This window comes from Paenibacillus sp. JSM ZJ436 (genome assembly GCF_044383795.1).
Classification (GTDB): domain Bacteria; phylum Bacillota; class Bacilli; order Paenibacillales; family Paenibacillaceae; genus Paenibacillus_AQ; species Paenibacillus_AQ algicola.
Genome location: NZ_JBISEO010000013.1, coordinates 72341 through 95359, shown reverse-complemented (window position 1 = coordinate 95359; position 23019 = coordinate 72341). Strand labels below are relative to the sequence as shown.

Annotated in this window: 24 protein-coding genes, 1 tRNA gene and 1 pseudogene; 19 read left to right on the top strand and 7 right to left on the bottom strand. The window is 50.8% G+C overall.

Annotated features, from left to right (window positions below):
* A pseudogene (locus tag ACH6EH_RS15835) lies at positions 1 to 169 on the bottom strand (IS256 family transposase); the annotation flags it as partial.
* Here ACH6EH_RS15835 and ACH6EH_RS15830 point away from each other — a divergent pair.
* The 13 genes from ACH6EH_RS15830 to ACH6EH_RS15770 all read left to right on the top strand — a co-directional run bounded on the left by ACH6EH_RS15830 (position 132) and on the right by ACH6EH_RS15770 (position 15103).
* Positions 132 to 803 carry an SIR2 family protein gene (locus tag ACH6EH_RS15830; protein WP_397333024.1) on the top strand — a complete coding sequence of 224 codons (672 nt, stop codon included), beginning with the start codon at positions 132 to 134 and terminating at the stop codon, positions 801 to 803. The pseudogene ACH6EH_RS15835 and the gene ACH6EH_RS15830 sit on opposite strands and share 38 nt — an antisense overlap.
* Positions 793 to 2478, top strand: a complete 1686-nt coding sequence (locus ACH6EH_RS15825; RefSeq protein WP_397333023.1) for an ATP-binding protein — start codon at positions 793 to 795, stop codon at positions 2476 to 2478. The genes ACH6EH_RS15830 and ACH6EH_RS15825 overlap by 11 nt, the downstream gene beginning before the upstream one ends.
* 443 nt (positions 2479 to 2921) lie before the next feature.
* Complete coding sequence (locus ACH6EH_RS15820; protein WP_397333022.1) at positions 2922 to 3305, top strand: hypothetical protein; 384 nt, start codon at positions 2922 to 2924, stop codon at positions 3303 to 3305.
* Between the two features lie 176 nt (positions 3306 to 3481).
* Complete coding sequence (locus ACH6EH_RS15815) at positions 3482 to 5092, top strand: Na/Pi cotransporter family protein (protein WP_397333021.1); 1611 nt, start codon at positions 3482 to 3484, stop codon at positions 5090 to 5092.
* Positions 5093 to 5258: 166 nt separating this feature from the next.
* The gene (locus tag ACH6EH_RS15810; RefSeq protein WP_397333020.1) at positions 5259 to 6899 is read left to right on the top strand and encodes a GAF domain-containing sensor histidine kinase; all 1641 of its coding nucleotides are present in this window, start codon (positions 5259 to 5261) and stop codon (positions 6897 to 6899) included.
* A 27-nt stretch (positions 6900 to 6926) separates the two neighbouring features.
* A complete protein-coding gene (locus ACH6EH_RS15805) occupies positions 6927 to 7580 on the top strand; it encodes a response regulator (RefSeq protein ID WP_397333019.1) in 654 nt (217 codons plus the stop codon).
* Positions 7581 to 7775: 195 nt separating this feature from the next.
* Positions 7776 to 8399, top strand: a complete 624-nt coding sequence (locus ACH6EH_RS15800; RefSeq protein WP_397333018.1) for an FMN-dependent NADH-azoreductase — start codon at positions 7776 to 7778, stop codon at positions 8397 to 8399.
* Positions 8400 to 8528: 129 nt separating this feature from the next.
* The gene (locus ACH6EH_RS15795; RefSeq protein WP_397333017.1) at positions 8529 to 8993 is read left to right on the top strand and encodes a small multi-drug export protein; all 465 of its coding nucleotides are present in this window, start codon (positions 8529 to 8531) and stop codon (positions 8991 to 8993) included.
* Between the two features lie 209 nt (positions 8994 to 9202).
* The gene (locus tag ACH6EH_RS15790) at positions 9203 to 10540 is read left to right on the top strand and encodes an alpha/beta hydrolase (RefSeq protein WP_397333030.1); all 1338 of its coding nucleotides are present in this window, start codon (positions 9203 to 9205) and stop codon (positions 10538 to 10540) included.
* Positions 10494 to 11654, top strand: a complete 1161-nt coding sequence (locus ACH6EH_RS15785; RefSeq protein ID WP_397333016.1) for an alpha/beta hydrolase — start codon at positions 10494 to 10496, stop codon at positions 11652 to 11654. Before ACH6EH_RS15790 ends, ACH6EH_RS15785 begins: the two co-directional genes overlap by 47 nt.
* Before the next feature lie 16 nt (positions 11655 to 11670).
* Positions 11671 to 12648, top strand: coding sequence for a LacI family DNA-binding transcriptional regulator (locus ACH6EH_RS15780; RefSeq protein ID WP_397333015.1), 978 nt, complete (start codon positions 11671 to 11673; stop codon positions 12646 to 12648).
* 80 nt (positions 12649 to 12728) lie between these two features.
* Positions 12729 to 14072 (top strand): MFS transporter, encoded by a 1344-nt coding sequence (locus ACH6EH_RS15775; protein ID WP_397333014.1) that lies wholly within the window; start codon positions 12729 to 12731, stop codon positions 14070 to 14072.
* Positions 14073 to 14185: 113 nt separating this feature from the next.
* On the top strand, positions 14186 to 15103 hold the full coding sequence (locus tag ACH6EH_RS15770) for an aldo/keto reductase (RefSeq protein WP_397333013.1): 918 nt from the start codon (positions 14186 to 14188) through the stop codon (positions 15101 to 15103).
* 64 nt (positions 15104 to 15167) lie between these two features.
* Here ACH6EH_RS15770 and ACH6EH_RS15765 read toward each other — a convergent pair whose 3' ends face one another.
* The 3 genes from ACH6EH_RS15765 to ACH6EH_RS15755 are packed head-to-tail and all read right to left on the bottom strand — an operon-like array spanning position 15168 to position 18037.
* Entirely contained in the window at positions 15168 to 16028 is an 861-nt protein-coding gene (locus ACH6EH_RS15765) for a sugar phosphate isomerase/epimerase family protein (RefSeq protein ID WP_397333012.1), read from the bottom strand.
* A 29-nt stretch (positions 16029 to 16057) separates the two neighbouring features.
* Positions 16058 to 16936, bottom strand: coding sequence for a sugar phosphate isomerase/epimerase family protein (locus tag ACH6EH_RS15760; protein WP_397333011.1), 879 nt, complete (start codon positions 16934 to 16936; stop codon positions 16058 to 16060).
* Between the two features lie 42 nt (positions 16937 to 16978).
* A complete protein-coding gene (locus ACH6EH_RS15755; protein WP_397333010.1) occupies positions 16979 to 18037 on the bottom strand; it encodes a Gfo/Idh/MocA family protein in 1059 nt (352 codons plus the stop codon).
* 132 nt (positions 18038 to 18169) lie between these two features.
* Between ACH6EH_RS15755 and ACH6EH_RS15750 the strand changes: the two genes are divergently transcribed.
* Together ACH6EH_RS15750 and ACH6EH_RS15745 are read left to right on the top strand one after the other, a co-directional pair.
* Entirely contained in the window at positions 18170 to 19030 is an 861-nt protein-coding gene (locus ACH6EH_RS15750) for an AraC family transcriptional regulator (protein ID WP_397333009.1), read from the top strand.
* 151 nt (positions 19031 to 19181) lie between these two features.
* Positions 19182 to 19265: transfer RNA gene (locus tag ACH6EH_RS15745), tRNA-Leu, on the top strand.
* A 118-nt stretch (positions 19266 to 19383) separates the two neighbouring features.
* On the opposite strand, the gene ACH6EH_RS15740 is transcribed toward ACH6EH_RS15745, so the two are convergent.
* The 3 genes from ACH6EH_RS15740 to ACH6EH_RS15730 form a co-directional block, all read right to left on the bottom strand.
* A complete protein-coding gene (locus ACH6EH_RS15740; protein WP_397333029.1) occupies positions 19384 to 20034 on the bottom strand; it encodes a universal stress protein in 651 nt (216 codons plus the stop codon).
* A 95-nt stretch (positions 20035 to 20129) separates the two neighbouring features.
* Complete coding sequence (locus tag ACH6EH_RS15735; protein WP_138226379.1) at positions 20130 to 20318, bottom strand: hypothetical protein; 189 nt, start codon at positions 20316 to 20318, stop codon at positions 20130 to 20132.
* Between the two features lie 102 nt (positions 20319 to 20420).
* Positions 20421 to 21035, bottom strand: coding sequence for a helix-turn-helix domain-containing protein (locus ACH6EH_RS15730; RefSeq protein ID WP_138226378.1), 615 nt, complete (start codon positions 21033 to 21035; stop codon positions 20421 to 20423).
* 248 nt (positions 21036 to 21283) lie between these two features.
* Here ACH6EH_RS15730 and ACH6EH_RS15725 point away from each other — a divergent pair, with 248 nt between their 5' ends.
* The 4 genes from ACH6EH_RS15725 to ACH6EH_RS15710 all read left to right on the top strand — a co-directional run bounded on the left by ACH6EH_RS15725 (position 21284) and on the right by ACH6EH_RS15710 (position 22981).
* Positions 21284 to 21571 (top strand): Dabb family protein, encoded by a 288-nt coding sequence (locus ACH6EH_RS15725; protein WP_138226377.1) that lies wholly within the window; start codon positions 21284 to 21286, stop codon positions 21569 to 21571.
* Between the two features lie 11 nt (positions 21572 to 21582).
* Positions 21583 to 22002 carry a DUF86 domain-containing protein gene (locus ACH6EH_RS15720; RefSeq protein ID WP_138226376.1) on the top strand — a complete coding sequence of 140 codons (420 nt, stop codon included), beginning with the start codon at positions 21583 to 21585 and terminating at the stop codon, positions 22000 to 22002.
* A gap of 97 nt (positions 22003 to 22099) precedes the next feature.
* Positions 22100 to 22609: a DUF948 domain-containing protein gene (locus ACH6EH_RS15715; RefSeq protein WP_397333008.1), complete on the top strand. Its 510-nt coding sequence runs from the start codon at positions 22100 to 22102 to the stop codon at positions 22607 to 22609.
* A gap of 21 nt (positions 22610 to 22630) precedes the next feature.
* Positions 22631 to 22981, top strand: coding sequence for a YtxH domain-containing protein (locus ACH6EH_RS15710; RefSeq protein WP_397333007.1), 351 nt, complete (start codon positions 22631 to 22633; stop codon positions 22979 to 22981).
* The last annotated feature ends 38 nt before the right edge of the window (positions 22982 to 23019 follow it).

The window sequence follows — 23019 nt, the reverse complement described above, 5'->3', positions numbered from 1 at the left end:
TCTTCACGACATGCTTCTCGTAACCCAAATGCTGGTCCATTTCGGCCTCCAGCATTTCCTGAAGTGTTTCTGCAAACAGATCTTTCAAGGCGTTTTGTGCATCCTGCGCGGTCACCAGATTATTCTCTTTAATGAAGGCGCGCAACTGTTGTTTATCCCAAAGTCCCATGTGTGCTCCCAACCTTTCTACTATGTTTCATTTTAATAGTTTTGGGAGTTTACACAATCTATTTTACAGACTCTCACAAACTAAAAGTATGAATTTATTTAAGCTTCATGGGTCATTATCCTGGAAGTTTGACGATTCCAAACCACCATATGGAATTACTGAGCAACAGTATGATTTTGCTGAAAATGGGGAAATGAAGACCATCTTACCTGAATGTATTATTTATCCAGTTCAAAGTAAAAAGAAGCATTCATTGGATTTACCATATAGTGAAATGTTCAGACAGTTTATTGAGTTTGTTAACAAACCTAGTTCTACATTGATTATTATGGGATACAGTTTTTTAGACGAGCATGTAAATGACATTATTACAAATGCCCTCACAAATCCCAGTTTTAATATGATTGTATTTTCTTATCTTGATGAAGATAGTCCATATATATCAGAGTACCAGAAACGCTTATTTGAAAGAAGTAGAGAAGATTCAAGAATAATCATGTTCTCTGGCTCTGTACTTGGAAATTTTGAGTATATAGTCAAGTATTTAATCCCTTATGCTGATGATACTAATTTTGATGCTGTCTTGTTTAATACCTATAAGAATTTAAAGGGCGATCACTCTCATGTTAAATAATGAAAAAGTATTTGGTAAGATTGTCAAAATCGAAGGAATACATGTCTTAATAGAGATTACCGAGAAAGACATTGCAAATAAGATTTCTCTTTTTATGGGAAGTGGAGACTTTGCCGTGTCTATAAATAAACTGTTGTTTTCAGTTTTGCCTAGTGGGAAAAAGGTTGTTGGAAGGATAACTAAAATTTTTGACAGAAATATGTTTGACCAAAACTCTATCTTTATTAATGCATCAGATCGCTTTTTAATAGAAGCCGATTTAATCGGAATTCATGATGATTATTTGAAAAAATTCGATTCTGGAATTAACCACTATCCAATTATTGGTAGTGAAGTCTATGCAGTAAATGAACGAATACAAAAAGCAGTTTTGGATATTGGATCAAAGTGGAGAATTGAGGTAGGTAAAAGTTTTAATGACCCTAACATTTCGATCTCAGCTAACCCAGATATTTTATTCGGGAAGCATCTAGGTGTATTCGGTAATACTGGTACAGGAAAGACCTGTACACTTGCCTCGATAATTCAAGGGATTAAGCGGAGAATATACAAAAATATAGATGGTAGCAAGAGTGAGATAAGTCCAAAAATTATTATTTTCGACTCTAATAGTGAGTATGACCGAGCTTTTTCAAGAGAAGAATTCAAAGTAAGGATTATAACAAAAAACGAACTTAAACTACCGCATTACCACCTTAATTTTTCTGAATACTATAAATTTTTAGGTGCGAGTCAAGGTGTGCAAGCTCCTGTTCTTAAGGCTTCGATAAAACAACTACGGGTAAGAGAAAACGACGGTAAGAAATTCAAATTGTCGGATGTCCCAACTGAAATAAAAAAATACTTAATGGACCAAGCAGTAAAAGGTGCAGACAACGAGAGAAACAAAACCTTTAGTTTCTCACAATGGTACGGCTGGAATGCAACAATGATAAACAGAATAGAAAGATTAATTGAAGACGAAGATTTAATTTCTATGATAGAGACTGATTTAAATACTGTTGAAGAAATCTTACAAAGTGATGACGAAGTTATATTAATTCAAGCCGATTTTAATAAAGATGAGCTAGATATTGTCATGTTTTTATTCAGTAAGCTAATTTATGAGTGGTCAATAAAGAACAGAGACAATCAAAAGAAAAATCATGTTCTAATTCTTTTTGAAGAGGCTCATCGCTATATAAATGAGGATGACGCGGAGGAATACAAACTTGGCAGTTTTTATATTGAGCGACTGGCAAGAGAAGGACGGAAATTTGGTATTAGTTTAATTATTTCAAGTCAAAGACCGTCTGAATTGTCTACAACAGTAGTATCTCAATGTAATTCCTTTATAGTGCACAGGATTACGAATAAGAGAGATTTCGATGTTATTAATAAGATTTTAAGTACAAACAATCAGAATCTGTTAAGCATTATTCCCGGGTTAGAAAAACAATACGCAATAGTAGTTGGTGAAGCATTTGGATATTCAGATGTCATTAAATTATTTGATGCAAACCCCACACCAAAAAGTGATGATCCAGAAGTTATCTCCAACTGGAATTATACCACGAAAGATATAGGGGATGTACAAGTGGGTTTGGACAATGAGAGTGCATTGGATGAATTTATTAGAGAAATTATTGATCATACACAGACGAAAAGTATCGATAGTAATGATGATTTGGAATAGCATTATTACGGTAACAAACCGGTAACAAAATGCCGATAATGACCTGAATTTACCGATAACCAGAGATAATGCAAACTGGCAAAAACCCAGACAGGGCAAGGCATCCAATACTTTGTGATAACCAGCAATAACGGTTTAATGAACCTTGGCAGCGATGAGGTCAGGGGTTCGATCCCCCTAGGCTCCATATGAAATAAAGCCGCTAAACACAAGGGATTCCGAGTGCTTGGCGGTTTTTTCTATGCCCGAAACAGCAATGATTAAAGATCGGAACTTTCGAGTGTTTTGAGATTACACCAGAGCATCATGTTTCTTGATAACAGAGAAATCGCCTTGTCCTCTTTTTTAATACCGAAACTTGTCGAATGCAATCTGGATAGCGTATAATAACAATTGACAAACATTATACATACATCATACAAATCAGAACGGGAGCGATGCAGATGTCATCTACAAAAATTTTGGACCAGGACCACAGAATTATCGAGATTGTGTGGGAACAACAAGCACAGCCCGAGGATTTTGATCATATTACATCTCAGATTGAGCGATTTGCGCTGCAGCTGGGTGGGACCTTTGACGTACTAGTCGATATGCGGAAGGTGAAGGCATTCATCCCGGAGTCTCAGGCGAAGCTGGTGGAGCACCAGAAGGAGCTGCTGAAATTTGGCATGCAGCGGGCTGCTGTCATCGTGGACGGGGTCATCACCAAGATGCAGCTGAACCGCTCGGCCAGGCAGTCACAGCACAGCACGGAGTCGCATTGGAACAGCTATGAAGAAGCGCTGTCGTTTCTCAAAGAATCAAGCCCTGCCCTACATTCCTGATTGGCGTGTATATGATCCCAAATCTTGATCCATAGTAAGGCAGGATGTTTTTTCACAAGCTCTTAGAACGAAAGTACATCCTGACTTTACAAAAATATAATTAGTAATTTATATTCCCTTTACAATGTGCTAAATTAAGTATGGTATGTAACCACACAACTAGAGGGGGATCTATTTTGGATTGGCAGGAGATTTTGTTTAAATTTGTTGGAGGGCTGGGTATTTTCCTCTTCGGCATTAAATATATGTCGGATGGACTCCAAAAGTCGGCAGGCGACAAAATGCGCGGCATTCTGGAGCGGTACACCTCTAATCCGATTCTCGGCGTGCTGGTCGGTATTTTCGTCACGATCCTGATCCAGACGTCAACCGGTACGACCGTTATGGCGATCGGCCTCGTGAATGCGGGCTTGATGACGATGAGACAAGCCATCGGGGTCGTCATGGGTGCCAATATCGGTACCACGCTGACTGCCTTCATCGTCGGGGTCAAGATTGAAGAGTACGCTCTCCCGATTATCGCGGTGGGTGCTTTCTTCCTGTTCTTCATCAGCAAAAAAAGCTATCAGTATATCGGTCAGATCATTTTCGGCTTCGGTACACTGTTTCTGGGTCTTTCGACGATGGGCGGCGGACTGAAGCCCCTGCGTGAGCTGGAGGCCTTTACAGGCTTTATGGTCGACCTGGCCGATCAGCCGATCCTGGGCGTTCTAGTTGGCACCGTGTTCACGATGATTGTCCAGAGCTCCAGTGCGACCATCGGGATCCTGCAGACCATTGCAGACGAGGGTATGGTCAGCCTGCGCGGTGCGCTGCCAATTCTGTTCGGGGATAACATCGGAACGACGATTACGGCGGTGCTGGCTTCGATCGGCGCTTCGGTGGCTGCCAAACGGACAGCGCTTGTGCACGTCATTTTTAACGTGATGGGTACGATTATCTTTACGCTGCTGCTGGTTCCGGTGGAGAAGCTCGTCCTGTGGTTGGGCGAGGATGTGAACATCCGGATGCAGATTGCGTACGCGCATGGCTTGTTTAACTTTACGAATACACTGATCTTCCTGCCGTTGATTCCTGTGCTGGCGTGGCTCGTGACGAAGAGCATTCCGGGCAAGATGGAGGAAATTCAATTCAAGGCGATCTATCTGGACGACCGGTTGCTGGCAACCCCGGCGATGGCGCTCGGACAAGCTCAGCACGAAATTGTGCGCATGGGACGCTATGCACATGAGTCTTTCAAGGATGCGACCGGCTTCTTCTTTAGCAAGGACAGTAAATTGGCGGAGGCTTCCTTCCAGAAGGAGGAGCTGGTCAATGAGCTGAACCGCAAGATCACGGACTATATTATGAAAATCCATCAGATTGGCTTGTCGCCAGGTGAATCCGAGAGCGCTACGGGTTGGTTCCAGACCGTAAGTGATCTGGAGCGGATTGGCGATCATGCCGAGAATGTAGTGGAGCTTGCGGAGTTCCGGTTCAGCAATAAGCTGGATCTATCTGCGGATGCGGAGAACGAGCTTCGGACCATGATGGAGGTGGCGGATCAGGCAGTATCCCAAGCACTGACGGCGCTGGAGCATCATGATGTAGATGCGGCGAATGAGGTGCTGGTCCTGGAAGGCCGGCTGGATGAGCTGGAGGCTGAATACCGCCAGAATCATATCAAGCGCCTGAATCAGAACCTCTGCTCCGGCGGAACCGGCACGATCTATCTGGATCTCCTGACCAATCTGGAGCGGATTGGCGACCACAGCAAGAACATTGCTCAGTTTGTTCTGAGTAAATAATGCAGTTCGGTTTAATCTGCCGGCAGGGCCTGAGGGTCCCTGCCGGTTTTTTTCGCTGTCTTGACATTGCTTCCGGGTGGAGGATCAGCTATAATCACGGCATCTTGGACCTCGACAGGCAAGCTTTGAACCAATGAGGATTTTCGGTATGGGAGGGACCGCCGGCATGACAAGAGAGGCTCGGCAGTATGAGCTTGTCGCTCTAAAGGAAATTGCAGAAATACTGAACAGCATGAACGAGATGAAGCCGATGCTGGATCAGGTGCTTCACAAGCTGCTGGAGGTTACCCGGTTTTCCGCGGGCTGGATTTTTATTATGGATGAACCGGGAGCGGACGCCGGTCGAGCCTTCTGTCAGTTGCCGGAAGCCTTGGATGCTAACGGCCAGGCGGCGATGAGAGGGCGCGAATGCGGGTGCATGGAGGGCTTCCGTCAAGGTACGCTGAAGCAGGCGGTCAACATTATTGAATGCTCCCGCATTGCCTATGCAGTTTCCAACCAGCTGGGTGATACACAAGGGATCTCTCACCATGCAACGGTGCCGCTGCGGGCCGGTGGAGATGCCTTTGGGCTGTTGAATGTCGCAGAAGCCGGGCGTGAACGGTTTACAGTGGAGGAGTTGGAGCTGCTGCAAGCCGTCGCTTATCAGATCGGAACGGCCATCAAGCGCATTCGTCTCTATCAGGCACAAGAAACCCGGGCGGGGCTGTATGCGAAGCTGAACCATGTCATTCAGCAGCTGAACGGACTGCAGGATATGCAGAGATTGCCGGCCAAGGCTGTCCAGTGCATTGGAGAAACCTTCGGGTGGCAGCAGGTATCGCTTTTTATAGAGGATGATCTGCGGTTGTCTCTCCGCGCCAGCTACGTGAACGGACACGTCAGGGAGGAAGCGCGCAGCCTGAGTCAGGATGAAGCAGGCCCCGTTGGAGCCGCCTTCCGGGAAAAGCGGCTGGTGCTGAGAAGCGACGAAAAGTGCTCAGAGCACCGGAATGGTTCTCAAGGGGAGCAGGTGCGTTACGGGGCGGCGGCTGCGATTCCGCTGCTGCATCAGGGCGGACTGATTGGAGTGCTGTTTGTCAGCAGTAACCCAGGACGGGAGCTTAGTGGCAGCCATGAGGATTTTCTGTACTCGCTGGGCAGCCATTTCGCGCTGTGTGTGGACAATCTTCGCGGAGACGCCCGGCAGCGGGATCTGGCAAGGCTGGAGGAACGGAACCGGATGGCACTGGATTTACATGATTCTGTTGTGCAGAAGCTGTTCTCAATCAGCTTCATGGCACGCGGTATAGAATCGCAGGCATCAGAAGCAAGTGCGCAAATGAAGCAGCCTCTGTCCGAGATCAGCCGCCTCGCTAGTGATACGCTGAAGGAGATGCGATCCTTAATATGGCAGCTGCGGCCGGCCGGGCTGGAGCACGGTCTGCTGCCTGCGTTGAAGCAGTATGGCCAGCATGTAGGACTGCAGGTTCACGAGCAGGCGCTGGGCGTTCGGGAACTGCCGCGTCAGGTGGAAGAGGCGCTGTGGCGGATCGGTCAGGAAGCGCTGAATAATGTCAGCAAGCATGCCGGAACCAAGGCCGCATGGATAACGCTGACCAAGTCAGGCCAGGAAGCAGTCCTGGAGGTTGTCGACCATGGAGTTGGCTTCCAAGTGGACACCCTGAAGGGGCGGATGACAATGGGGCTGACATCCATGCGGGAGCGGGCACAGCGGCTGGGAGGCAGCCTGTCCATCGAACACGGACCTGCCGCGGCTACACATATTACCGCCCGTATTCCGCTCCCATCCCCGGCAAATGGATGAAGAGGAAACCTAAAATGAGGTGCAGCAGTGAATAAGATTAACATTTTGCTAGTGGACGACCATCAGATTGTACGCAGAGGCATTGCATTTTATCTTGCGCTGCAGCCGGATTTTGAGCTGGTCGGAGAAGTCTCGAACGGCCAGGAGGCGGTAGAGCAGGCAGCTGAGCTGAATCCCGATGTGATCCTGATGGATCTGAACATGCCTGTCATGGATGGTATTGAGGCTACCCGCCGCATCCTGGAGCGCGACCGTAAGGTCCGTATCCTGATGCTGACGAGCTTCTCGGACCGAAGTCATATCGTACCGGCGCTTCAGGCGGGGGCAGCAGGGTATATTCTGAAGGATGTCGAGCCGGATCAGCTGGCAGAAGCCATCCGCAGTGCCTATAAAGGCATGATCCAGCTTCATCCGGACATCGCAGCAGCGCTGGTGCAGACCAGTCAGCCGCAGCCTGCTCCGCCGCAGACATGGATGCCCCTTCAGGGGGAGGTGCTGACACGGCGGGAAAGAGAGGTGCTGATGCTGGTCGCCAGAGGCATGAGTAATAAAGAGATTGCAGCCGAGCTGACTATCGCCGAAAAAACCGTGAAAAGTCATGTCAGCAGCATCCTCGCCAAGCTGCACGTCACGGACCGGACACAGGCTGCGCTGTATGCCGTTCAATCCCGGCAGGAATAATATATGTTTAGAGGGGCGATTCTCTAATATTATCTCGCGCAGCATAGACCTAGGTATAGTCCTAAGACCTTCAGGGAAAGACGCAAGCCATAAATCAGCCTTTTAGCCGATGCATGGACAGCCATTCCTGATTACAATAAAGTTGAAAGTTGCTTACTAAAAGTTAATACAAATAGAGAAGGCGGAGGGAATTCCATGAGTACTGTATTATTTGTTAAAGCCAATGACCGCGGAGATGCAGCGGTGAGTGTGAAGCTGTACGAAGCGTTTCTGGAGAGCTACAAAGCAACCCATAGCGAGGATGAGATCATCGAGCTTGACCTGTTTCAGGAAGAGCTGCCATATTTGAATTCCGACATGATCAACGGAAATTATAAAGCAGCCCAGGGCATGGAGCTGACACCGGGTGAGCAGGCAGCCGTCGCTGTATCCGATAAATATATCAATCAATTTTTGGCTGCAGACAAGGTGGTCTTCGGTTTTCCGCTGTGGAACCTGAGTATTCCTGCGGTACTGCACACCTATATGGACTACATTACACAAGCGGGCAAGACCTTCAAATATACCGAGACTGGTCCGGTCGGCCTGATCCCGGACAAGAAGGTGGCACTGATCAATGCCCGTGGTGGCATGTACTCCGAAGGTCCGGCTGCGGCCAGTGAAATGTCTTTGAATTATATGCGGAACATGATGTCCTTTTTCGGAGTTCATAACTTCGAGCTTATCGTCGTGGAAGGCCACAACCAAATGCCGGATCAGGCAGAAGCCCTGGTTGCTGATGGCGTAGCGCGCGCGAAGAAGGCAGCTGCAAGCTTCTAACTTGTAAAACACGCTGGAGTATTTATAACCGCCTGTCCCCTTTGAGGGGCGGCGGTTATTTAGATTCTGCCTTGGAATTAACGGCGGGCTCCGGTTACAATAAAGACAGCATGAAGGGGGGAACGAAGCTTGGATTTTTTTGGTGAGGCTTGGCAATACATACTTGTGTTTCTTATGGGGGCGGTACCCTGGATCGAGATTGCTGCAGTGATCCCGCTCGGCATTTTAGCCGGCTTGAATCCGGTGTTGACCGGGACGATGGCTTTTCTCGGGAATTTGGCCACGGTGTATGGATTGGTGATGTTTTTCGACAAAATACGGCAATGGAGAGCGGCGAAGAAAGAGGCTCTGGGTAAACCAAACAAGAAAAGTGATCGAGCAATTGCACTCTGGAACAAGTACGGCCTGCCGGGCTTGTCCTTGCTGGGTCCGCTGCTGATCGGCTCGCATATTGCGATATTCATCGCGATTGTGTTCGGGGCCAAGAAGCACCTGGCATTAATATGGATGACGATAAGCCTGGCGCTGTGGAGTCTTATATTTACGCTGGCATCCATGTACGGGGTTGACTGGTTCCAGTCGCTTCGGGGATAAGATCATAGCTGTTTTCGATAAATACATGGCAAGACAGCCCTTTCAAAGAAAGAGGGCTGTCTTTTTATATGGAAGCCAAACCTATCCTTGACAGAAGCTTTGCGGGCGGCTAAACTGCAAATAAATAGTGACTTAAACGTTTAAGTCGACTTGGACCCCAGTATAATGAGAGTGGAGTGTGTTTTATGCCCATCATCACGTTGAAAGATATGTACTCAGCAAGCCTTCATAACAGCCGGGATATTTTTGTATATCTGCCTCCTTCTTATGAGAAGGAGGACGGCCGCCATTATCCTGTCTTGTATGTCCATGACGGACAGCATATGTTTGCTGGGGATGAGCGTGGAGATTCCTGGGATCTACACCTCACGGCGGAGGGGTTGATCTCTCTAGGAGTCATGGAGGAGATCATCATCGTTGCGGTATCCTCAGTGACCCATCAGCGTGTGTCGGAGTATTTTCATGATAACCCGGGCGTCAAGGACATCTTCCATGCTGAGTGCAAGGGAGAGGCCTATGAGGAGTTTCTGATCTCTGAAGTCATGCCGCGGATCGACCGGGATTTCCGCACACGCACGGGACCGGAGCATACCGCCCTGCTGGGGTCCTCCGCAGGAGCGCTCGTCTCTTATCACATTGGCTTTCACCGGCCGGATCGATTCGGAAAGATCGGACTGATGTCTCCGTTTCTCGTGCACACCCTCGTGAATGAACAGGGGGAGGCTGGCGGGAAGCCCCCTGTCAGCCAAATGAATATGTATCGCCGATATGAGGAGAAGCCGCCGGTGTCGGTCTGGCTGGATATCGGGGGAGTGGAGGGAACGTTCATGGTGAGTCAGGTTCGTCAGTTCGCTGATGAGCTGATTGAGCTTGGCTTTCAGCCCGGGAAGGATCTGATGTTTCTGGTGGATGAGGCGGCGGCGCACACCCAGAGTGCATGGCGGCAGCGTGCAGCTTGCCCGCTGCTCTATTTCTTTGGTGACCTGGGACAGCCGGTTTCGCTGGAGCTTCCGGGACGGAAGGAGATTGTCCTTGAGGAGAAAGGCTTTCATCTTCATCCGAAGGCACAGTATACCAGCGGATTTCAGATGACGCTGCTGCATGCGCGATACCAGGCCGAGCCGCCGGAAATGCTGGAAGTAAAGAGCGACGGGGCGGTCATCCCGCTTCAGCAGGGAGCAGCGCAGGTACGGATCCACTATGGAGGCATTACGGAGTCCTTTTCAGTTGAGATTGCTGCTGGGCACACCGAGCTCGTCGAAGTGGAAGTGACCGTGACCGTGCCGCCTTCTACCATAAGGGATGATTCCATTCACTGCGGTTTTGAAATTCCGAGAGGCGGAGAGGGGCTTTATCATGGCCGCTATTTGCTGCCGCGGGACCTTTATTTTCAGGTGAAAATTTCGAAAGGCTTTGGCGTTCATGAAAAGGCGGACAGCTACCGGGAATTCAATACGTGTGAGCCCAGACGCCTTCATTTTCAAGTAGAGGAGTGGGAGCATGAGCAAAGCAGCATTTTTGGATCATCGGCTGGAGATTATTCCTGACTTTGAATCGTCCGTCCTGGGACATTCGCGGAGCATCCGCGTGTATCTTCCCCCAAGCTATTGCGAAGGGGAGGAACTTCGGTATCCAGTGCTATATATGCATGACGGACAGGGCTTGTTCGATCCCAATCCGATGTCCGGCACTTCCTGGCACATGCATGACACGACAGACCGCCTTATTGCCGAAGGGCGGCTGCAGGAAATTCTGATCGTCGGGATCGATAACCGGGGAGAGGCCCGGAGTCACGAATACAGCTTTCCGCTGCAGGGCGGAAGGATTCCGGGGGCCCCGGATATTCACTGTGAGGGCGAGCGCTACGAGCAGTTCCTGATTCAGGAGCTGAAGCCTTTTATAGACGCCAGGTATCGCACGCTTTCGGACAGAGACAATACCGCGCTCATGGGCTCTTCTATGGGAGGGCTGGTCACCTACCATCTGGGCTTTCGCAATCCGGATGTATTTTCCAAGCTGGGCATTCTATCACCGTATTTTTACCGCCTGGAGCTGAATACGCTGGAGGAGACGCGCTTCTACAATCGCTATGAGCACCGGCCAAACGTGAACATATGGATGGATATCGGAGGCATTGAGGATAACATTCTGGTTCGGCATGTACGTTCCGTCGCTGATGAGCTGGTGGAGCTCGGGTTTCAGCAGGATCACGATCTGGTGTACCGGGAGTGGCCGTATGCCGCCCATACAGAGCAGGATTGGGCTGAGCGGGTGCATTTGCCGTTGCTTTATCTATTTGGTACGCCAGCTTGTGAGAGTGAGGGTGAGCCTCCATGGGCTCGTACGGGCCTGCCAAAGCGGGATAAACGATACAGCCATGACGCCCGGGAGCGGGTGCAGGTTGAACTGTCGATTAAGGTTCCGCCAGGAACGCCGGCGAAGGATATGATATGGATCGGGAAGCTGGCGGTTCCTCGAATCTCGGCCGGCGTATTCGGCGGCACATTCAAGCTGCCCAAGGGTATGGGAGTCCGCTTCCGGATTCACACGGATCTTGGGTATCATGAAGCGGGACCTGCAGGAGAAGAGCTGCCCTTCCGCCGTATTACATGGGACCATGATATGAGGCTGGAATGCAGCGTGAAAGGATGGCGTCCGTAGAGGTGCATGCTTACCAATGAGAAAATTTACAATGAAGGATATTGCCCGGGAAGCCGGGGTGTCGGTTGCTACAGTTAGTTATATCCTCAATAAAGCCCCGGGACAAAGTATATCAGAAGAAACGAGGCAGCGGGTGCAGGAAATTGCTTCGCGGCTTCATTATGTTCCCAGCCTTACAGCCAGGTCGCTGGTGAAAGGTAAATCAGGCATGCTCGCTCTGCTCTACAGCCGCAGCGACAATGACAGCCAGTGGAAACAGTTATATTATGGAGCGCTGTGCGAGCGGATGGAAGCCCTGTGCAAGGCAGAAGGATATCATTTGCTCGTGATGGGTGTAGACGCCGATCAGCCGAAGCTTGATATTATCCAGCAGCGTGAGATTGACGGCGTGCTGCTGGTCGATGTGAAAAAAGAGGTCTTTCCAGACATCTCGGTTCACTTTCATCGCGGTGTCCCCGTCGTTCTGCTTGACAGCATCATCGAGGACCCTTTGTTCCACAAGGTGGTTCTGGATTACCCCGCTGCCTTTCAACGGTGGAGAGAGCAGGTCGGAGAGGCAGCAGGAGGTGGCTTCCTGATTATGGGTACACGGGTGAATGAAGAGCTGAACCAGGAGATGATTTCTGCTTCTGGCTTTCAGCGAGATCATATTTTTGTGCTGGATACCGAGAATGAGAAGGAGCTGCCACGCTTTCTGGAGCGGTTTCAAGGTCATCAAGGCGTCGTAATCAACGAATTTGCGGCACTGCCTCTGCTGGGCTTGAGCCGGGAGCTGCAATTGGAGCTTACGGTTATGTGTACAAGCGGCTATCCACAGCTGCTTCCGCCTGATGTGAAGACCCTGCAGATGGAGACGGGTCAGCCTCATCTTGCGGCTGCTCTGGAACTGATCAAGCATTACATCCAGAGCGGGAGTATGGCGGAGGAGACGGTCACGGACGGACACGCGGAAAAGCAGCCCTTCAAGCAATATATAACGATTTCTTTGACTTAAAGTAAGGAGCCGAAGCCGACGCGCTTCGGCTTGCTTTAGCGCTTAAGCTTAAACGATTAAGTCGGAAAGGGGGAACTCATATGCAAGCTGAGTGGAAACAGCCGGGAGCAGAAAGCGCCGTGCGGTCGTCTGCAAGCAGTGCCTCACTATGGCATAACCGGCCCTTTTTGCTGCTTTTGTCCGGCTATTCTCTGAGTGTGTTTGGCAATGGATTTCAGTCGATTGCGCTGAGTCTGTGGATTCTGGAAACGACAGGCAGTGCCAGGATGATGTCATTGGTGATGGGCATCTACATGCTAAGCTCGCTTTTATTCGGGGTGGTAGCAGGAACCGTGTCGGACCGGAGTAACCGGATTCGGCTGATGACAGCAGCAGATCTGCTGCGAGCCTTGTGCACGGCAGGCATTGCCCTGGTGATCGGGCTGGCGCCGCAGCTTACCTTTGCGGTACTGATTCTTGTTGGAATGACAGCGGTATCCGGGCTTTTTCATTCTCCCTCAATGCAGACCTCTCTCGTTCGGTTTGCCGGGCAGGACCAGATCCAGCGCTCTACGAGCCTGGTCAACATTATGGAGAACATTGCGCGTGTCAGCGGCCTGGCACTGGGTGGTGTTGTCATTACGTGGTTCGGAGGCGTGGCTGCGATCTGGGTGGACAGCTTTACCTTCCTTTTGTCAGCCATGCTGATCTCACAGGCAGGAGCCTATATCGCAGCAAGGGAGCGTCAGGGCATAAGGGCGGGAGAGGGAGAGGAGCTTGCTGCTCCGCCAGACCCGGTACAGGAGTCCTTGAACTGTAAGAGCCATCCACCGCGCAAAAAGCTGCTCAGCGAGATGTGGAGCGGTCTTCAATTCATGAAAAACGATGCTGCCGCGCGGGCTGTCATGATTTTGTCTCCGTCCCTGATGCTGTTCTTTACCTCCTGTCTCATGCTCATTCAGGTTGTAGCCGTTAAAGTGTGGAAGGTGAATCCAGCGGGCTTTGGCCTGATTGAAGCCGCCTTTCCGGTAGGCTACCTGACGGGATCTTTTCTCATTCTGACGCTGGATCAACGGCTTCGTCGGCGCGGCTGGCTGATCTTTGCGGGCATTTTCTCACTGGGTCCCGTGTTCGTGCTGATGACCTTTAGCCGCAGTCTGGTCTTTTCCGTGCTCCTTATCTTTGCGGCGGGGTTCATGTTCGCCTTTGCAACGCTGCTGGTGCAAATCCTGCTTCGCCTGCGGGTTCAGCCGGATATGCTCGGTCGTGCCTTTGGCATTCTGGGCTCCCTGACCAGTGTCCTGCCGCCAGCGGGGCTGGCCCTGTCTGCCTTTGCAGCAGATCTTTACGGCCCGGCTCCAACGCTGCTGATCATCGGACTGCTGCTGTCGGTTCTTGGAATATTAAGCTTCGCCGGGTTGAAGCCGATCAGAGATTTCGATTAAGGACAGGGACGGCTTCTCACTCTGGGAACGTTTGCAGCGCTGCTCATAGATTTGATAGGATAGAAAGCGTTAACAGTATGGCAACTATCCTCATAAGGAGTGAGAGGCTCAGGATGAAATACAGAAGATTAGGGCGTACAGAGCTTAAAGTATCCGTCGTGGGCGTAGGCACCTGGCAGTTTGGCGGCGATTGGGGAAAAGATTTCAGCCAAAAGGATGTGGATGGCATTCTGGGCTGTGCGAAGGACCTGGGAATCAATCTGATTGACACGGCGGAGTGCTACGGTCCGCATCATATTTCAGAAAAGTTCATCGGTGATTTTTTGAAGCGAGACCGCCGGGAGGATTGGGTTATTGCTTCCAAATTCGGTCATCAGTGGCATGACCACTGGGAAAACGCATGGAGTGTGGATGAGATCCGTACCCAGCTTGAGGAATCCTTGCGAGCGTTGAACACGGACTACATTGATTTGTACCAATTCCATTCCGGTTCGGATGAGGTATTTAATCATGATGACCTGTGGACGATGCTGGATAAGCAGGTTCAAGCCGGGAGCATTCGCAATTTGGGCATTTCGATCGGCAGCAACCAAAATGTGTACCAGACGGATAAGGCTACCGATGTGAACGCGAAAGCTATTCAAGTGATTTATAATCGCATTGATCAAGCGCCGGAGCAGGAAGTGTTCCCATCCTGTCAGCGGCAAGACCTGGGTGTACTGGCAAGGGTTCCGCTGGCGAGCGGATATTTAAGCGGCAAATACAAGCCGGGAGCGGTCTTTACAGACAATGTGCGCAAGAATCATGAACGGGAAGAGATGGATAAGAAGCTGCGTCTCGTGGAGCAGATCCAGCGCTCTGAAGTGCCGGATGGCGTGGGGATGGCAGAATGGGCTCTGGCATGGTGTTTGCAGCACTCCGCAGTCAGCTGCGTAATACCGGGATGTAAGAGCATTGAGCAGGTGGAGTCGAACGCGAGAGCCGTGGAGATAGGCATGGTGAAGGAAGACCACCCGGCTGCTTGGAAGTAAAGGCTTGAGATCTAACAACAACAGCCGTTCAAGGGATATCCCCTGAACGGCTGTTTCCAGTACACTAGACCTCGCTCCAAATCCGCTTGACGTTGTGAAGGGCAATTCGGGTGCCTTTGGTGCACTCCTCCATGCCTTCGTATTCAATGGACAAGAAGCCATCGTAGCCGGAAGATTTAATGCTGCGAATGATTTCAACCATATCCAGATCCCCCTGACCGGCGATGGCACCGCGGAGATAGCGGCCGCCTGCGCTCTTGAACCAGCCTTCTCCGGGATTGCGGTGAGCAGGACGGACGTAGAAATCCTTTATATGCACCATAGAAGCATAGGGCAGATTGTTGTTCACGGCAGTCAGTGGATCTTCATCCACACAGACAAAATTGCCGACATCCAGCGTGGTCTTGAAATTGTCCCGATTTACGGCATGGATCACACTTTGCACGCGGTCGCTGGCCTGGACGTAATAGCCGTGGTTCTCCAGGCTGGTCGTAATACCGTATTCTCTGGCATGGTCTGCAATCCGTTGACAGGCTGCAGCGATCCGCTCCAGGTCCTGATTAAAATTCCTTATTGATGTGTCCTGACGGGAAGCCACGTCATGGCGCATCAGCTTTGCTCCCAGGCGGTGAACGCGATCCACCTCGGAGATGACCCGGGCAATTTCTGCTTCATATTGATCTTCCGTATCGGTCAAGAAATTAGCGCCGATCGCATAGTTCGAAATTTCAATACCTGCAGACTTCGCCTTGCTGATTAGCTGCTCCTCGAGCTCCGGCTGCTCCTCAAAGCTGAAGCCGAGTCCCGGTACGATCTCAATATGCTCTCCGCCATTCTCGGCTACCCAGTCTATCGCCTCCAGAATATTCATATGTCCGGCATTCATGGCCTGAAACAGGCTGTACGAGCTAACTCCCAGCTTCATGCGGTATTCTCCTCTCTGCCATTTAAGGGTTAGTTCTTGAAGGATTTAATAAAGGCTACGGCCTTTTGGATATCCATCTCCGGATTGTCGCCGACTTCCCGTTCAATGGTCAGATAGCCTTTATAGCCAATCTCATCAAGCGCAGCGAAGTAAGCCTTGAAGTCCACCTTGCCTTCCCCTAGCGGGAGCTCCTTAAATGAGGCCCCGGAGACAGCCATATCCGCGATTTTTCCGTGGTCCATAGCATTGTAGCCCAGGAAGCCGTAGACATCGCGGGGGTCCATGTGACGCAGCCGCACACCGTCCTTGACATGCGTATGCACGACATAGTCCTTCAGCAGCTTCACACCTTCCACAGGATCGTCACCGGTAACCATGACCATATTGGCCGGATCGAAATTAACCGAGACGCCGTTCGTAGTGAGATGATCGAGGAAGCTTTTCAGATGCGCTGCGGGCTCCGGCCCAGTCTCAATCGCAAAGTAGGCATTCATGCTCTTGGCGTAGATGCCAAGCTCATCACAGGACCGCTGCATAGCATCATAGATCCGGTCGTTCTGATCCTCCGGCACGATGCCAATATGTGTGGTGACGACGTTTGTGCCCAGCTCCACGGCCAGATCCAGAATCCGCTTCGATTTCTCGATCTTCTCCGGATTGGCTGCAGCATCCTGAAAGCCATGCCCGGCGAGATCGCCGCAGAGTGCAGAAATTTCAAGGCCAAGCCCGTCAATGTATTCGCGCAGCTCGCGGCGTTTCGCAGGACTCAGGTTGGCAGGATCCATCTCGCCCGAAACGGCATAGATCTGCACGCCGTCAGCGCCAGCCTGCTTGGCCTTAACAAGTCCCTCGCGCACCCCGACTCCAAAGCTGTCTACAATGACTCCGATTTTATTATTTAGCAGCATCCAAGTCACACTCCTTATCTTATAAAGTGGTTAAACATCATATTAAAAATGAATTTCACGGCCCTCGGCAGCCGATTGATACACGGCATTCAGGATCTTGATCATTTCCACGCCGTCCTCTACCGGACTATTGGTTTGAATCAGGCCGAGACAGCTATCGACAAAATGGGAAATTTCCTGGTCAAATGCTCCTTGAAATTCGAAGCCCGGATGTGTAAGCTGCGGCTCTACATTAATAATCGTATTGTGACGCTCCGTTACAATAGAGAGCTTCGGCTCAATCTCGGCGCCGCCCTTGTCTCCATAAATATTGATCTGCGCAGAGTTATCCCGCGCGTGCAGGGTAAAGCTGACATCGACCAGCAAAGAGGCCCCGTTCTCAAAACGGATAAGGGCATTCGCCATATCCTCTACGTTGTTTAAGGCGGCGTCATAATCAGCGGCTTTGTAAAAATCCAGGTTCTGAATATGAGACCGGTTGCCAAGGCGGTTATACGTGTTGCCGCTGACCGATTTCACCTTTGGCTTGCCCATCAAATACCAGCACAGGTCGATAACGTGAACGCCGATATCAATCAAAGGCCCTCCGCCGGAGCGCTCCTGATCGGCGAACCAGCCGCCGGGGTTGCCGAGGCGGCGAATCAGGCTCGCTTTGGCAAAATAAATTTCTCCAAGCTCGTCTTCATCAATAAATTTCTTCAGGACATGAATGCTGGAGGCATGGCGGCGAACATAGCCGACCTGCAGCGTTTTGCCGGATTCTCGTACCGCCTCCTGCACCTGCAGCGCTTCCTCGACCGTCTTGCACAGCGGCTTCTCACATAGCACATGCTTGCCCGCTTGAAGGGCGGCAATACTAATCTCTGCATGTGAATTGTTCCAGGTACAAATACTGACGGCATCTACCTCGGAATTTGCGAGCAGTTCTTTATAATTACTATACACGTTCGGGATGTCATATTTCTCTGCCTTTTCACGCGCTCTGGGTTCATTCAGGTCGCATACGGCGGCAAGCCTGACCTTCGGGTTGGCACTGTAAGCCTTTAAATGCGATTCAGAGATGGATCCGCTTCCGATCAAACCGATGTTCAAGGTGCTCATAATAACCTAACATCCTTTCCATATTTCATGCTTGCTCTTGGGGCACCCGTATAGAGGGGCGCAATCAAATATGTTATATTTATTCAAGCACTTATAAGTTAGCACGTTTGTATGAGGGGGAGAATGTGCAGAATGACAATAACCATGGATTATATGATCAGTTCACATCCTATTCGGCTGTTTAACCCCAAGCTGGATGCGAGCAAGCAGAAGATCAAGTCTCTGACCCTGGTGAACGCCGGACATCTTCCAAAGAGAAGGCCCCAGCGCCTGAACGCGCAATTCTCGTATTGGGCATTTGTCATGATTACCGGCGGCTCCGGCTTTTATCAGGTCGATGAGGGGGAGCAGCAGGCGATTGAAGCGGGAAGCTGGTTCTGTCTGTACCCTGGCGCAGTATTCAATTACGGGCCTTGGGAGGGCGGAGATTGGGATGAATATTACTTCACGGTAGAAGGCTCCCGCATTACAGAATGGCTGGAGCAGTGGCTGCAGGACCCCGGGAAGGTCAAGGCCACTGTATTTGATGATTCTTTAATGCACCGGATGGAGCTGATCTTCAAGCTGATGGACAGCGGAGCGCCAAGCAATATGGACCGCGCAGTGCTTATGCTGGAAAGCTTTTTGTATGATTTAGCCTGTCATTCCGACGGTGGAGAGGACAGTACCCGGGAAAGCTTTGCGCTCAAGGTTATTCAAGACATCTCACAATCTCTCCATGTAAGGCAGGAAGCGGCAGAGATGGCGTCAAGGCATCATATTTCAGTATCCACGCTTCGAAGAATCGTACAGGAGTATACGGGCTATCCGCTGAACGAATTTCTGCACCGCCTCCGGATTTCGGAAGCACGCAGCATTTTACTGAATACCGAGCTGACTGTGAAGGAGACTGGGGAAGTGTTAGGATATAAAGATACCTTCTATTTCTCCCGGGTCTTCAAGAAAATGACCGGCGTTTCGCCGCGCAGCTATCGTAACCGGGCAGGGCCGTGAAGGGTCTTTAAAGTTTTTTGAAAAAGTGCTTGCAATCTTGCTGAAGCGAGAGTATACTCTTAATTACGGTGATTGAAACGGAACTGGTTCGGCAAGAACAAGACAACCGAGAATTCACTAGACATCTTCGAGGCTTCGAAGATATATGCTTGCGGTCGTGGCGGAATTGGCAGACGCGCACGGTTCAGGTCCGTGTGGGCTAACCCCCGTGGAGGTTCGAGTCCTCTCGACCGCATCCTATGAATAAAAGCTGATCCCTTTGGGATCAGCTCTTTTCTTAATATTCAGGGTTAGAGTGGATGCAGTGCGTGCAATCAGGCCGCGGCTAGCGGCCTGATTGCATAATCCACAGTTTATGTTGTTACTGCACCGTCGAAAATATGATATTTAATGACCTCTTGACCCCGAGTCGTCTTGAAAATGCCGTTATTGAAGTCCGTGTACACGCTCTGATAAAAGGTTCCTTCAATTGCATCCGCTGCACTCGTCTCAAATTGCAGCACATAGCTATCGCCATCCCGAACGAGATACGCCTTTGTGCCCGGCTCATAATCATCCTCATGATGCTGCTCCACCTGTCGCTTGACCGAGACAACATGAATATCCACCAGCTCAATGCTGCGGAGAATCTCGTTCATGATCGAGTCCTCCGTTAATTCCTCCCATTTCGTACGGACAGACTGACCCAGGACAATCTGGGTAATCTTTCTTTCTCTCGCCGTCTCAATGATCACCTCTGCGGCATCCCGTGAGGGACGCTTGGAAATCAGAAACTCCGCTTGCAGCTGCTGTGCGAGCGAGGTCCACAAGGCCATGTTCCGATCTCTTTCTTCGTGATACGTATCTTCATCCTGGACACCTACCGTCAAGATCGTCAGTGGCGCCTGAAAGGCCTGCGCGAGCTTGGCTCCGCGGCGGATCAGACGCTCTGAGCTCGGCCCGTAGCTGACACAGACCAGAATACTCTCAGTGGCAAATGTATCTCCGGCCGGGTTTTGATTCATATTCAATCCTGCTCCACCTCCTGTTTTGTGCATTCTGTACACATTGTAACAAAAAAGACGCCGCAGGGAGAAATCCACCTGCGGCGTTCTGCAGTTCACGGAGAAGTCTTGCTGCCAGCACGCCAGCGTATAGCCGTCACCAGGCCGCTCAGCATGCCAAGCAAGCCTCCCAAAATCACACTCCATATCAGATCATAGGAATGCCAGCCCATTAGAAAGCCGATCCCGCTTCCAAGCGTCGTGCCTCCCAGTAGTCCCAGCGCCGTGCCAATATCCTTATCCATCTTATCCCTCCGTTTATCCAAGGTTATGGAGATGGTATTCCCTGCAAAAACAGGGACCATTCTAAGATCCAGGATCTTAAAGAATGGTCCCTGTTTTTGCCGTTACGGCTGAGCTTTGGTTCGAAGATCTCCTTGAAGTGCGCAGTCAGCAAACAGTACCGAGCGCGGGATGCGAAAAAAGGCTTCTGCTTTCTCTTGAAACGCTGGAGAAGGCAGGGTTCCCTGATGCAGCCATTTACGGAATGTGCCGGGATGTACGCCGATCCAGCGGCTGACATCACTGACCGAGAGGTCATGCACCATGCACAGGCCAGTCAAAATCCGATTGCTGACGGGTGAACGGGTCAACGTCCGTTTCATGAAGCGCGAAGGCTCCGGCTGACAGATCAAGGGTGACTTCTCCAGTAATTCTTCGCGAAACAAAATATGACGGGGATAACCGAGATAGCTGCAGGCCTTCTCCAGATTGGTTTTGCCGGGCACACGCCCCTCATAGACCCAGGCACTGACGCTGCGTGAAGAAACGCCGAGCTCCTCTGCCAGCTGGGAGAGCTTGATATCATTGGCCATCAGGATGGCAAGCAGGACACGGTTTCGGATCTGACACCGGGTAGGTCTGCGGAATCGCTTCACGCGCACGCCTTTACCCAGGTATTTACGGTTGATCAGGGACCACGCCTCGATGGAGTGTTTTTCTTGCTGTGGTTGTGTAGGCATAATTCCTCCGACTTTTTTTACCACAATACTACATTATTCGACAACCAACTTTCAATAGGCTGTTTCTATCATTTGTTTCCAGCTTGCTGTGAAGTTATACTGTATGGTCTTTAAAAAGGCGGTGCAGTGTTCGGTTTACACCTGTAAAGCGTGTCTAGACGGCACAAGCCGTTCATTTCTTTTTTGAGCCGGGCAGGGTATGATAGAACAGAAAGAGTACCTATCATCCTGTGACGGAGGAATGACTTTTGATTAAACACATCGTATTTTTTAAACTGAAAGAACCGACTGCAGAGAACATTGAGCGCACAGTCCAGGTGCTCAAAAATATGGACGGACAAATTCCCCAGCTCCGCTCGCTGGAGGCAGGGGCAGACGTTGTGCGCTCGGAGCGCTCTTACGACCTGGCCTTGATCGTGGAAGTGGATTCCCTGGAGGAGCTTCAGGCGTATCAGGTGCACCCCGCTCATCAGGAAGTGATTCAATATATTAACGAAGTGAAGGATCATACCCTCGCTGTCGATTTCGAAGTTTAGGCGGTGATGGCTTGTATTACGTAAACCAGGATCAAATTGAACGTCGTCTGAATGCGATACCTCATATTGCAGAAGGTATGAGGGAGGCTGCTGCTGCCTGGAAGCCGACAGTGGCCTGCGGGTTTATTCAGGAGCGTGCGCTCCATTTGGCGATCGAGGTCGTTACCGATGTCGGCAGCTATCTGATTGACGGCTTTATTATGCGCGATGCCAGCAGCTATGAGGACATTATGGATATCATCCACGAAGAGAAGGTCATGTCCAAGCCCGTCTATGATGCCTTCATCGAGCTTGTCCGGCTGCGCCGGCCGCTGGTTCAGGAGTATTACGACTGGGACCGCTTTGCGCTGCACCCATTGACAGAGAGTCTGCCCGGCCTGCTGGAGACCTTTGCATCTGAAGTCAGGGGATATTTAGAGCGGGAGCTGTAGCGTCCACAGGAAGCGTCATAGAGCCTTTTACACGATGAATCGTGTAGAGGGCTTTTTTTCGTGCAAACAGTGTCAGGCCAGGCCCTGGCTGCTTATAATGCAGCATGCGACTAGGCATTCGCCCGGTCAGCCGGAAGGAAGGGGAGAGGCAGGTATGCAGGAGTGGGGCATTGTGGCCGCGGCAGCAGGGATCTGGATCATTGCCGCAGCGTCGATTACCATAGGGTTTCTGATCCGGAACATGCTGCTTCGAGCGGAAGCTGTGCTAAGAACCATGGAAGAGCAGTACGCAGCGCTATCAGAGCAGACGTCACAGGTTATGGAACAGGCATCTCGTTCGCTGGGGCACGTAGAGCGGCAGCTGGCTGCAGCAGAATCCATGGTTGTCCAGGTGAAAGGTGCGGTCCATTCCGCTTCAGAAGCGGTGATTGGTGTGTCCAGAGTCAGCCAGAAGGCTGCCCAGTCTGCCGCTCAGCACTTGGAGCAGGCTCGACTGGACAATGAGAAGCAGCTCGGAGAGCTGTTTCGCTGGCTGGACATCGGGGTTTCGTTCTGGCATGCATGGCATCGACGGTCTCCCCGGACCGGCGGCGGGCAGGCTGAGTAAAGATTAAAGGAGAGATGCACAATGAACGAAAAAAGCAAAGGTTTGCTGTGGGGAGCACTTATCGGAAGCATTGCCGGGTCTGTAACAGCCCTGCTGCTGACACCGAAATCCGGCCGGGAGCTTAGAGAGAGCCTTGCCGACGGCGCGCGCCTTGCTGGAGATAAAGTGCAGGAAACCGCTGAAAAGCTGGGCGAACAGGGCATTTCCTGGATTGGCGTGATGACAGACCGGGCTCAGGGGATGATCTCCGAGCTGCAGGACTGGAGCCAGAAGCAGCAATCCTGGCTGGCTGACGGTGCAGAAGCCCGGATTTCCTCTTTTCGGGAACAGGAAGAGGATGAAGAGCTTCAAAAAGAACAGCAGCACCGTTAAACCATGGTCGTAGCGTCTTATAGCATAAACGCCCTGCT